Origin of the sequence: Amycolatopsis sp. 195334CR (genome assembly GCF_017309385.1) — a bacterium.
In the GTDB taxonomy this organism is placed as follows: domain Bacteria; phylum Actinomycetota; class Actinomycetes; order Mycobacteriales; family Pseudonocardiaceae; genus Amycolatopsis.
Map to the genome: position 1 here is coordinate 1,557,128 of NZ_JAFJMJ010000001.1, position 12,331 is coordinate 1,569,458.

A 12,331-nucleotide genomic window follows, 5' to 3' on the forward strand; every position below is an offset into this window, starting at 1 on the left:
TTCAGTCGGTGAACGCGTTGATTCGTCGATCGATCCGGGAGAGCAGATCGGCCACCTCGACGAGCAGGTCCGGCGGCGCGGCGATCCCCGCGCCGTTCGCGTGGGCCTTGGTCAGCAGCGCCAGGTCCGTCGACCGGTCCAGCAGCAGCGCCAGATCACCGTCGTCCAATGCGGTCGCCATGCCGCGCACGGCCTCCCGGATCACGGTGAAACGCCCGGAGTAGGGCATCGTGGACGGCAGACCGCGCAGCGCCGCGGCCGCGCTCTCCAGCGCTTCCTGGTCCGGCCCCGCATCGGTGGCCGGAATGGCGGTGACGAGGTCGTGCAGCTCCCGCGCCACCTTCACCGGCCGCATCCCCGGCAAGAAGTCGAGGTGCTGCAGGCTGCGCAGGAAGCCCGGCAGCTTCTCCCGGTCGGTCCCGCGCGCCAGAACGCAGAACAACTGGCGCTCCTTGCCACCCGGACCGAGTGTGTGGCGCAGGAAGCTTTCCGCCTCGGTGGTCTGCCAGCGAGTCGGCTCACCGTCCACCACCAGGCACAGGTGCTCAGCCGGCTGCGGCACCTCGTCGAGGAAATCGGGATCTCCGGAGAACGACCAGGCGGCCCGCAGACCGAGCAACCGCAGCTCCTCGACCAGCTCTGTCGCCGTGCGCATCGACCGCCGCGGGCTGGACACCAGCAAGTCGAGGTCGAACTCCCGATCGCGCTCGCGGGCGGCGGCCACGTAGGCGTCCCGGTTGTCCGCCAGCACGTCGGTGCGGTCGAACTGCCGCGCGATCACCGCGGCGACCGTCTCCAGCGCGAACGAGATCTGGTCCGCCTTGGGAACCTGCTCCTCCAGCACGGGCAGCTGCTCGCCAAAGCTCCAGTAGGAAACGTACGGCACGGTGAGGTGCCGCAGCATCAGCTCTTCCGGAACGGTCTTGACCAGCCAGTTCCGGAACAACGGACCGACTACCTCAGCGCACCTGCGCTGCCACTTCTCCGCGCGCTCGTACTCCACGCGGTTGTCCAACCGGGAGAGCACGGGAAGCACGGAGTGCCGCGGCCGGTCGTACGGCAGCCGGTCACGGGCGTTGTCCGCGCGCCGGACCACGTCCACCACGTCGTTCAGGTTCTGGTCGTTGGCGGTGAACACGACGACCAGTCGATCCGGCAGTTGCGCGGTGCAGATACCAGCGATGTCGGAGACCCCGGTCCGGCTGTCGATCAGCACGAAGTCGTACTGGTCGACCCATTCCGCACGGCGCTGTTCGAGGAAGTCGGCGAAGCCTTTCCGGTACAGCTCTTCCCAGTTCAACGCCTGCATCCGGCGCGTGTAGGAGCCGTCCAGCCTGCCGCGCTCCACCCGGCCGGCGGCCAGCAGGTCGAGCTTGCCGCCCTCGACATCGACCTTGACCGGTACGACCTGCGGGTCCGCCTGCCCGGCGAGGAACGCGTGGGCGAGATCGACGACGCCACGCTCCGGCTCCTCGGACAGCACCTTCGCGAAGTAGTGCTGCAGGCCCGGCGCCTCCAGGTCCCAGTCGACGGTGAGCACCCGGTAGCCCCAGCGCGCCAGCAGCACGGCGACGTTGGCCAGGGTGAAACTGCGGCCGACCCCGCCCTTGTAGGAATAGAACGTGATCACGGTCCCGGTGCTCATTCGAACCTCGGCAGGGGCGGGGTGGGCCTGAGCACGGGGTCCGGCGTGTCGATGAGGGGGAAGTCCGCTCGCCATTCGGGCACCTGGGGGATGAGCTGCCCCAGGTCACCCGCCAGCACGGTGACCTTCCGGTGGAGGTTGCCGTATTCGGGGCTCTGCTGGTACGACGGATCCGGATAAGCGACGTCCTTGAAATCCACCCACGAACGCTCTCTCGCTTCCGGCGGGAAGTTTTCCGAGTCGCCGTACAGGATCGGGTAGATCAGCCCCTGCGATTGCCCGGCACCGGCCAGCCCGAGCAGTTCCTCCCGCGCCCGCATACTGCGGAACTCCGCCAGGCACCAGTCGGAATCGAAGTAGGGTGGGGTGAGCAGCTGGATCATGATCTTGCTGTGCAGCAGGGCGTGTTGCAGGTTGGACGGCCAGTGCACGGCCCGCGGCATTCCGCGGTCGACGTATATCCGCAGCGGCTGGAACTCGTTGGCCAGGCAATCACGCAGTTTCTCGTGGAAGTGGTTGAGCAACCATTTCTGCACACTCCCACGACGGGCGTAGCTGATGAACAGATCCCATCTGTAGCCGGACACGTACCGATGATAAGCACCGACCGGCGGGTCAAAATCGCCAAAAAGTGGCAATTATCCCGACAAGTGGCCAGCCAACTGGACACGGAAAGGACACCGTGCGCGAAGCCCTATACTGGGTCGCCGTCCTGCGGATCACCGGGCCGGTCGAGCGCTTCAGGCAGCACTTTGGGGAGTCGGCCGCGATCGCCGGCGACGAGCTGTCCTCCACCGCGCTGGGCCGCGGTCGCCGGTCCGCCGGTCGAGCGGGGCGCCGACGTTGCTCACAGAACTGACCACCACACAGTAACTGTCGGTATCACCACCTACCGTGGTCGCCATGGAGCCGAGTCGCGTGCCACCCGAGATGTTCCGCTTCACCAGCGGTGACCGGGCCGAGCTGCACGTCGCGGTCCTGCATGCCTTCAGCGAGGCCAACGAACGCCTGGAGACCGAGCTCGGCCTCGACGAGGTCCGCGCCCGCCTGCGCGAGGCCGGTTGGCTCGACCCCCTCCCCGACCACGACCTGTCCACCGCGCTCGACCAGCTCCGTGACTGGCGCCTGCTCGACGTCATCCACAACCACTCCGACAACTACCGCACGGCCAGCGAGTACGAACGCCGCAACCTGCAGTACTCCCTCACCCGCCGAGGAGAAGCGGCCTTCGCCGGCGTGGTGCACGCGACGACCCTGCTGACCTCGACCGGCGCACTGCAGACCGCCGTGCTCGACGCGATCTCCGACCGCCTCGGCGACCTGACCCGCGAGCTGGACACCGGCTCCGACCGGCGCGTCTTCAGCACGCTGATGGAGCTGGAAGGCCACCTGGAAGCCTTGCGCGGCAACACGAAGCAGTTCAACGGCGAGCTCCAGCGCCTGCTGCGGGCGGACAGCGCGGACACCGCCGACCTCGCCACGTTCCACGAGGTCAAGGCGTCGACCGTGGCCTACCTCGAGGAGTTCCTCACCGACCTGGAACCCCGCAGCCACACCATCGCCGCCCGGATCGCGGAGATCGAGGAACACGGCGTCGACCTCCTGCACCAGCGCGCGCTGCTCGGCGCCGACCTCCCCCAGCTGACCGGCACCGATCCCGCCCCGGCCTGGCTCGCGCACCGGCGTGCTCGCTGGGACGGCCTGCGCGCGTGGTTCCGGCCGCTGGACGGCTCCGCGCCCAGGGTCGAGCAACTGCACCACGTCGCCCGCCGGGCGATCATCACGCTCCTGCAGGTCCTCGCCAAGATCACCGAGTCCAAGCGGCGCGCCGGCAGCGCGGTCGCCGACTTCCGCGAGCTGGCCAGGTGGTTCACCGTGGTCCCCGCGCAGGACGACCTGCACCGCCTGTGGGCCACCATGTTCGGCCTCGGCTCCGCCCGCCACGCGCACCTCGCGCATCCGGATCCGGAGCTGATCAACCCGTCCTCCTCCTGGTACGAGACGCCGCCGGTCGCGGTCTCGCCGTTGCTCCGTTCGGCGGGCAAGACCGAGCAGTTCGCCCAAACCGGCCGGGTCCGCGACGTCACCGCGCTCAAGGCGGCACGGGCCGAACGGGCACTGGCGGAACGCGCCGAGCTCGAAGCCGCCTGGGACCTGCTCGACACCGGTGGCGCGCTCCGGCTCTCCGCCTTCGACCGGCTCGACCACGCGCTGTTCGAACGCCTGCTGGACCTGCTGGGCCGCGCCCTCGCCACCGGGCCCGACACCGGCGGCACCCGGCAGGGCACCACCTCGGACGGCCGGGTCGAGATCCTGCTGCGGCCACCGCGGGACGGCGCGATCGCCGTGCTGCGCACGAACAGCGGCGCGTTCCGCGGTCCCGACTACGAGATCGAGATCCGGGCCGCCGGGCAGCGAAGACCACAAGCGAGCGGAGACCGCGCATGAGCCAGCTCGCCAACCACCTGGTGACCGCCGAACGCGAGGAGGTCGCCCACGGCATCCGCCGCCTGCTGGCCACGCCGCTGCTCACCGAACGGTCCGCACCCGAGGTGTTCGACCTGGTCCGGCGCCGCCGGGAACCGATCCGCAAGTGGTTCGACTACTACTGCGGCTGGACGCTGACCGTCGAACCACGCCTCGGGTACGCCCGGTTGACCAAGCTGCGCGTGGCCGCGGACGCCGGCAGACCCGCCCGCCGGCTGCGCTCGGGCCAGGCCCCGTTCGACCGCCGCCGGTACGTCCTGCTCTGCGTGGTCGCCGCGGAGCTGCTCTCGGTGCCGGTGACCACCATCGGCCTGCTGGCCGACCGGGTCGCCAGTGCCACCGACGCGGACGAGGTGGTCACCGCGTTCGACGCGTCGAGCCGGAGCGAGCGGACGGCGTTCGTCGACGTGCTGCGCCTGCTCGAAACCTACGGGGCGGTCGACGTGGTCGACGGCAGCACGGAAGCCTTCGTCGAATCGGCCGAAGCCAAGGTGCTCTACCGCGTGGACGCCACGATCCTGCTGCGCCTCCTGGCCGCGCCCGTTGGCCCCTCGCAACTCGCGGTCCCCCACGAGGACGTGGCGCTGCGCTTCGAAGAGCTGCTCGACGCGGTCTCCCAGGAACGCCGGTACGGCCTGTCCGCCGGCCGCCACGAGGACACCCCGGGCGCGTCGGAGGTGCAGCAGAACCTGTGGCTGCGGCATTCGATCTTCCGCAAGCTCGTCGACGACCCGGTGGTCTACTTCGACGACCTCCCCGACGACGAGCGGGCCTACCTCGACTCCCCCGCCGGGCGCCGCCTGCTCCGCCAAGCCGCCGAGCAGGGCGGATTCCTGCTGGAGGAACGCGTCGAGGGCGTCCTGCTGATCGACGCCGACGGCACCGCCACCGACAGCCGGTTCCCCGACGACGCCGCCGACGCCAACGTCGCCGCGCTCCTCCTGCTCGACACCATGACCGGCCCGGTCACCGTCGAGCAACTGGAGTTCACCGCGGCGGCCCTGCTCGACCGCTTTCCCCGCTGGGCCAAGAGCTATCGCGGTGACGACGGCCCGCGCCAGCTGACCACCGACGCGCTGGCCGTGCTGACCGCCTTCGACCTGGTGCGGGTCGCCTCGGGCGTGGTCCGGCCGCAGCCCGCCGCGGCGCGGTACGCCGTGGCCGCCACCACCGAGGAGACCACGTCATGACCGCGACCGACCTGCCTCGCCGTGCCGCGGACTCGCTCCGCTGGCTGCCAACGCGGGCGGGCATCCTCAACGTCTGGCGGTACTACGACGAGGTCTTCGAGTTCCACAAGGGACGGTTGCTGCTCCGCGGTCCCAACGGCAGCGGCAAGTCCAAGGCGCTCGAAGTGCTGCTGCCCTTCCTCTTCGACGCGAACCTGCGCGCGAACCGGCTGTCCACCTTCGGCACCGGCGAACGCACCATGCACTGGAACCTGCTCGGCGAAGGCGCCACCGGCACCACGCGCGTGGGGTACGTCTGGCTGGAATTCCGGACCGGCGAGCGCTGGTTCACCTGCGGCGCGCGGCTCCAGGCGAGCACGCACACGACCACCGTGCACCCCGACTACTTCACCACCGAGCTGAGGATCGGCGAGGACTTCTCGCTGGTGAACGAGGCCGCGCAGCCGTTGAGCCGGAACGCGCTGGTGGAGCGGCTGGGCGAGCGCGGCACCGTGCACGCCAGTGCCGCCGACTACCGCACCGAGGTCCGGACCACGCTCTTCCCGTCGCTGAGCGAGCAGCGGTACGACGCGCTGATCCTGGCGTTGCTGCAACTTCGCACGCCGAAGCTGTCCCAGCGCCTCGATCCGGGGCTGCTGTCGAACCTGCTTTCCCGGGCCTTGCCCCCGCTGGACCAGCAGGAGATCGCCGACCTCGCCGAGGGCTTCGAACGGCTCGACTCCCAGCGCGACAAGCTCACCAAGCTGGAGGAGGAGGTCGCGGCCACGCGCACCCTCGCCGCCCGCCAGAAGACCTACGCACAACGGGTGTTGCGCGCCGGCGCGGCAGCGCTGACCTCCTCCACCGCCGACCTGGAGAACCTCGCGAAGGCGGCACGCGCGTCGGCCGAGGAACACGCCCGCGTCGAGGCGGAGAAGACGGCAGCGGAAAACCGCGTTTCCGCGCTGGACAAGGAAATCAGCGCCGCCGAGTCGCGCAAGGCGGGCCTGGCCGAGAGCGAGGCGTACAAACAGGGCCACGAGCTCGACCGGCTGCGGGAGCAGACCAGGGAAGCGGAGGCGCGAGCGAGCCGGATCCGCGAGGACGCCGACCGCAAGCGCGCGGAGGCGGAAGCCGACCAGGCCGCTGTGCAGCACGCTGAACAGGCAGAACGCCGGCACCTGGAAACCGTGCAGGCCCAGCAGGCCGACATCCGGCACGCGGCGGCCAGGGCCGGGTTGACCAGCGTGCACACCGAGTTGGTCCGCGCCCCGGGACGGCCGTTGCTCCGGGCGGCGGTCCGCGCCAAGCGCGAGCAGCTCGGTGCCGTCAACCAGGCGCTCGACGCGCACGAACGGGCCGTGGAGCTGCGGCAGCAGGCCGAGAACGACCTCGACCTGGCCCGAACCGCGTTTTCACAGGCCCAGCAGGCACTCGACACAGCCACCCTCGAACGCGAGGGCGTGCTCGCCGAGCTCGGCACGCGCTTGGCCGAATGGGCGGCCGGGTGCCGGGAACTGCGGTTCGGCGACCCCTCGGTGCTGGCCGAACAGGCCGAATCCGAGTCCGCGGTGCTGGCACTGGTCGAAACCGCCGCTCTGCGGGGCCCGCAGGCCAGCACCCACGAGACAACATGGGTCGATCCCAGCATCGCGGACCGGACAACCGGCGCGCCGCTCCGGCAGCTGGTGGATTTCGCCGACGGCACAACGGAAAGCGATCGTGCGGCGATCGAGGCCGCGCTCGAGACCTCCGGCCTCTACGACGCGTGGGTCGGCCCACGCGGGGACATCGAAGGCCACCACGTGTTCGCCGACCCGTACGCCCTGGCGCCCGTCGCCGGCGGCTCTCTCGCGGATGTGCTCGTAACCGAGAACAGCGGGGCTCGTCGGCTGCTGACCGCGGTGGCCTTCGGCGCGGTGCTGCCGGACGCGCCCGCGGCGATCGGCGCCGACGGGTCGTGGCGGCTCGGGAACCTCACCGGCAGTGGGCACCGCCGGGGCCAGCGAGCCTCGTCGGACACCCGGAGCCAGGCGCTGGAAGCGGAACGGGCGGCACGCCCCGGACACGGTCCGCTGATCGCCGCCACCCAGGCGCTGACCAGGGCCGAAGCCGAAGTCGGTGCCGCGAACCGGGTGGTCCAGGAGCGCGTCGACACGGTGACCGCCAGGGAAGGCGAGGTCACCAAGGCCCTGCGGCAGTTGACCAGCCTGGCCGCGGCGCACGGCCTGCCCGCCGACCGCACCGGTCTGTCCACAGTGGAATCCGCTGTGCACGCCTTCCACGACCAGGCGGAGAGCTGGCTGGAAGCGCTCGATGCCCGGCACGACGCGCAGCGGACGCTGACCGTGGCGCGCGACCAGGCCCGGCGGTCGGCAGCGGGTTCGGCCGCGCGCCAGGAAGAAGCGGCTGAGGCTGAAGCCCGTTACGAGGACCTCAGCACCACGCTCGAAGCGGTGGACAGCACGTTCCAGGTCGAACACCACGAGGTACTCGCCGAGATCGCCGAGCTCCGGAGGAAGCTGGGTGTGCTCGCCGAAGAACGTCGCACGACCGCACGTGAGGTCACCGACCTGGCCGTCCGGCTCGGCGAGTTCGGCGCCCGCAAGGAAGCCGACGCGCAAGCCCGCGACGACGCCGCTGCCCGTCGTGATGAGGCGGCACACCGTTTCCGCCAGCTGGCCACCGGCGTGTTCCCGGCCGACAGCGGCCTCGACGACCTGGCGAAGTTCGAAAGAACGCTGCGGGCTTCCAACGGTGTCGACGCCGCGCTCGACGCCGCGAAGCTGATCACCACGGCTTGGCCGACCATGCCGCACGCGCCGAAGAACCTCGGCGACGCCCTGCACCGGCTGTCCGAGTCGGTGCACACCTGCCGGAGCGTGCTGAGCGCGCGGGCCGACCTCGACCTGGAAACCGACGAGGACGTGCAGATCTTCACCGCGGTGGTGGACGGGATCACGGTCGGTGCCACCGAGCTGCTGCACCTCCTGCACACCGAAGCCGAGGACAGCCGCCACGAGATCACCGAGCGGGAACGCGAGCTCTTCGACCAGACGCTGACCGGCGACACCCGCCGCCACCTCGCCGCCCGCATCCGTCAGGCCAACGAGCTGGTCGACGACATGAACGCCCGCCTGGAACGCGTGCGCACCGCCTCGAACGTGGCCGTGCGCCTGGTCTGGCAGGTGGCCCCCGACCTGCCGCCCGGCACCGAGGCCGCCAGGGAACTGCTGCTCAAGGACTCTGGCCGCCTCTCGGACGACGACCGGCAGTCACTGCACCAGTTCTTCCGCGAGCGGATCGAGCAGGCGCGGGCCGACGACACGGCCACGACCTGGGAGCAGCAACTCGCCCAGGTCTTCGACTACACCTCGTGGCACCGGTTCGTGGTGAAGGTCGACCGCGCCAACGGCAACGGCTGGGAGTTGCTGACGCGGAAGCTGCACGGCGCGCTTTCCGGTGGGGAGAAGGCGATCGCGCTGCACCTTCCGCTGTTCGCCGCCGTCGCGGCGCACTACCAGGCGGTGCCGGAGGCGCCGAGGGTGATCCTGCTGGACGAGGTTTTTGTCGGCGTGGACACGACGAACCGCGGGCAGGTGTTCGCCCTGCTGTCCGCGCTCGACCTGGACCTGGTGCTGACCTCCGACCACGAGTGGTGCACCTACGCCGAGCTGAGCGGGGTGGGCATCCACCAGCTCATCACCGGCGTCGACGGGGACGACGCGGTGACCACCGCGCGGTTCACCTGGGACGGCACCACGCTCACCGCGGAGGGGGTTCAGTAGCGCTCGGCGTAGTGCGTCGGGGATTCGCCGAACATGGCCTTGAAGTCGCGGGTGAAGTGCGCCTGGTCGGCGTAACCGAGGTCGGCGGCGAGCGCCGCCCAGTCGATGGCGGAGCCGGCGGCCAGGCGTTCGGTGACCTCGTGCAGCCGGTAGCGCCGGATCACCCACTTCGGCCCGATGCCGACGTGTTCGGCGAACAGGCGTTGCAGCGCGCGCACCGTGGTGTCCAGCGCCTCGGCGAGCACGGCCACCGTGGTGATTTCGGACTTGGCGATGATCAGGTTGACCGCGTCGGCGGCGGCATCAGCTCGCGGATCCGCCGAAGGCCATTGGGCCAGCAGGAAACTCTCGACGTTCTGCACGGTCAACGGATGCGGGATCGGCTCGCGGAACACCTCCGCGATGTCGACCGAGGTGTCCGTCAGCGTGGAAACCGACCTGCCCAGGAACGGGCGGAAGCAGCCGGGCCGGAAAGCCACCCCGAAAACACCGTCCGAACCTTCGAGCACGCGGATCTGGTGTCCGGACGACACGCCGGTCACGTACGCGCCGCCGCTGCGGTTGAAGACCAGGTGCACGTTGGGGTAAGGCACGATCAGCTGCCGATACGGCGTCTCGTAGTTCCACGTGACATCCCAGTAGCGAGCCACGTAGCGCGCCAACGTGGGCGACGGCTCCGGGAACTCGTGCCGCTGGAACTTCGTCCAGGCGCTCCCCAGCTCCCGCTCATCCCTCACCGGAGCAGTTTAAGCAGGTGATCCAGCACGAGCCCGTTGCTCACGCGCAGGCCGTCGTGGTTGTGGTCGGCGGTCAGCCAGGGGCGTAGGCCGCGGATCAGGTCCGCCGTGGAGAGCGAGAGGTCGCGCGCGACGTACATGTCCGCGTCGTAGATCGCTGCGGCGACGGGGACTTCGTTGTCCCGCAACCGGTTCAGGTCGTACAGCGCGGGCCACCGGTGTTGCGCCAGGTCGCGGGCCAGTCCTCGGAACGGTCGCAGCAGCGGATCGTTGTCGAACATCCACGGGTAGATCATCTCGCCGAGGAAGTCGAGGTCGGGGAACTCGGCGCGCACGCGCTGTCCCGCCCAGTCCGTCACGGCGTTCTGGGCGTAGGTCGCCTCGTGCAGCAGGGAGTAGATCGGTGACGCGCTCGCCCAGGACAGCTCGTGCTGGACCTGGAGCAGGAACGCGTCCGACAGCTGGCGCGCGCTGAACGGGTCTTCCAGCAGGTAGTGCAGTTGGCGGCTGCCGGTGCTGGACCCCAGCAGATTGCCGAGCAGGCGGAACGCGTCGACGGTCAGCACCCGGCCGCCGGGCAGGCGCACCTCGCGGGCGCGTAGGTACTGCACGACGCGTCTGACCTGGTCGCGGTCGCCGGGGAACCGCTCGTAGTGGGCGGCGATCTTGGCCGCCACGACGGGGTAGAGCTGCCGGTAGACGGTGTCCGCGTCGGCTTCGACGCCGGGCAGGCCGCCGGTGATGAGGGCTTCTTTGAGGCCTTCCGGGGCGAGGGACAGGTACGTCACCGTGCAGTAGCCGCCGAAGCTCTGGCCGAGGACCGACCACTGCTCGTCGCCGAGCAGGGCGTGCCTGATCAGTTCGGCGTCACGCACGATCGAGTCCGCGCGGAAGTGCTCCAGGTGCGGGCCGAGCTGGGTGAGCGTGTGCCGGTTCAACGGGGTCGACCGGCCGGTCCCGCGCTGGTCGAGGAGCAGGACGCGGTAGTCGGCGAGGGCGCGCCGCAGCCAGCCCTCGTCGCCGTTGACCCGCGGGGCCGGGAAGCCGGGACCGCCGTTCAGGTACAGCAGCCACGGCCGGTCCTCCCGCGTCCGCACCTCGCGCGCGAAGACTTCGATCTTTTCTCCGTCGGGCTCTTTGTGGCTCAGTGGCAACAAAAACCGGTGATCTGCGAAGACGGTCGAAGGCACCGGTCGACGCTACCAACGTGAAACTGTCGGGGCACCCGCTTATCGTCGCCGACGTGATCCCCTACCGGCTCGACATCCCCGAAGCGGAGTTGCTCGACCTCCGCGACCGCCTCCAGCGCACGCGCTGGCCGGAGGCGGAGACGGTCGACGACTGGTCCCAGGGCGTGCCGCTGGCGTACTTGCGCGAGCTGTGCGAGTACTGGGCCACCGGGTACGACTGGCGGCGCGTGGAGGCGCGGCTCAACGCGTTGCCGCAGTTCAAGACCGACATCGACGGATTGGGCATCCACTTCCTGCACGTCCGCTCGCCGCATCCCGACGCCGTGCCGTTGGTGCTGACCAGCGGGTGGCCGGGTTCGATCGTCGAGTTCCTCAAGGTGATCGAGCCGTTGACCGATCCACCCGATCCCGCCGACGCCTTCCACGTGGTGTGCCCGTCGATCCCGGGTTTCGGGTTCAGCGACAAGCCGGCGGCGCCGGGTTGGGGCATCGAGCGGATCGCCGGGGCGTGGCTGCGGTTGATGACCGAACTGGGGTACGAACGCTTCGGCGCGCAGGGCAGCGACTGGGGCACGAGCATCACCACGGTCATGGCGCAGCAGGCGCCGGAAAGGCTGATCGGCATCCACCTCATGCCGCCGCTCGCCGCCCCGGACCCGGCGACCTTCGACGACCTCACCGAGGCCGAACGGCAGTCGATCGAGGCGCTGAAGCACGCGGCCGAGTGGGAGGACGGGTATTCCGCCGAGCAGTCGACCAAACCGCAGACGATCGGTTACTCGCTGGTGGACTCGCCGGTCGGGTTGTGCGCGTGGATCGTGGAGAAGTTCCGCGCTTGGACGGACTCCGGCGGCAATCCGGAGAACGTGCTCACCAGGGACGAGATTCTGGACAGCGTGATGTTCTACTGGCTGCCCGGCACCGGTGCGTCTTCGGCACGCCTGTACTGGGAGAGCATCCGGAAGGTGCAGGCGTGGTTCACCGAGGCGACCGCCGATGTGGTCGAGGTGCCGACGGGCTGCACGCTGTTCCCGAAGGAAACCCCGCGGCCCTCCCGGCGCTGGGCCGCCAAGCGCTACCCGAACATCGTGCACTGGCACGAGCCCGACCGCGGTGGGCACTTCGCCGCGTTCGAGCAACCGGCGCTCTTCGTGGAGGAGGTGCGTACCTTCTTCCGAAAACTCGACAACTGAATAGTCGCGATACGGCCACTCGGTGGCCGACCGACATCGCCAGGCCGAACAGGGCGGCCGACTGATCCGGTGGGGCGGCCACGCCGACCGCGCCCACGATGAGCAGCGGCAGTCAGCCGCTG

The 12,331-nt window shown here is 70.0% G+C and carries 8 protein-coding genes; 4 read left to right on the forward strand and 4 right to left on the reverse strand.

Annotated elements, in window-relative coordinates; genetic code table 11:
- Position 1: 1 nt before the first annotated feature.
- Together JYK18_RS07555 and JYK18_RS07560 are read right to left on the reverse strand one after the other, a co-directional pair.
- Positions 2-1,645, reverse strand: coding sequence for a KGGVGR-motif variant AAA ATPase (locus JYK18_RS07555; protein WP_206801418.1), 1,644 nt, complete (start codon positions 1,643-1,645; stop codon positions 2-4).
- Entirely contained in the window at positions 1,642-2,232 is a 591-nt protein-coding gene (locus tag JYK18_RS07560; protein WP_206801419.1) for a TIR domain-containing protein, read from the reverse strand. Before JYK18_RS07560 ends, JYK18_RS07555 begins: the two co-directional genes overlap by 4 nt.
- A 316-nt stretch (positions 2,233-2,548) precedes the next feature.
- Between JYK18_RS07560 and JYK18_RS07565 the strand changes: the two genes are divergently transcribed.
- The 3 genes from JYK18_RS07565 to JYK18_RS07575 are packed head-to-tail and all read left to right on the forward strand — an operon-like array spanning position 2,549 to position 9,089.
- Complete coding sequence (locus JYK18_RS07565; protein WP_206801420.1) at positions 2,549-4,093, forward strand: TIGR02677 family protein; 1,545 nt, start codon at positions 2,549-2,551, stop codon at positions 4,091-4,093.
- Entirely contained in the window at positions 4,090-5,322 is a 1,233-nt protein-coding gene (locus tag JYK18_RS07570; RefSeq protein WP_206801421.1) for a TIGR02678 family protein, read from the forward strand. Before JYK18_RS07565 ends, JYK18_RS07570 begins: the two co-directional genes overlap by 4 nt.
- Positions 5,319-9,089, forward strand: a complete 3,771-nt coding sequence (locus JYK18_RS07575; protein ID WP_206801422.1) for a TIGR02680 family protein — start codon at positions 5,319-5,321, stop codon at positions 9,087-9,089. The genes JYK18_RS07570 and JYK18_RS07575 overlap by 4 nt, the downstream gene beginning before the upstream one ends.
- Here JYK18_RS07575 and JYK18_RS07580 read toward each other — a convergent pair.
- Entirely contained in the window at positions 9,083-9,826 is a 744-nt protein-coding gene (locus tag JYK18_RS07580) for a helix-turn-helix domain-containing protein (RefSeq protein WP_307795808.1), read from the reverse strand. The two genes, JYK18_RS07575 and JYK18_RS07580, sit on opposite strands and share 7 nt — an antisense overlap.
- On the reverse strand, positions 9,823-10,923 hold the full coding sequence (locus tag JYK18_RS07585) for an alpha/beta fold hydrolase (RefSeq protein WP_307795809.1): 1,101 nt from the start codon (positions 10,921-10,923) through the stop codon (positions 9,823-9,825). Before JYK18_RS07585 ends, JYK18_RS07580 begins: the two co-directional genes overlap by 4 nt.
- Before the next feature lie 146 nt (positions 10,924-11,069).
- Between JYK18_RS07585 and JYK18_RS07590 the strand changes: the two genes are divergently transcribed.
- Entirely contained in the window at positions 11,070-12,209 is a 1,140-nt protein-coding gene (locus tag JYK18_RS07590; RefSeq protein WP_206801424.1) for an epoxide hydrolase family protein, read from the forward strand.
- The last annotated feature ends 122 nt before the right edge of the window (positions 12,210-12,331 follow it).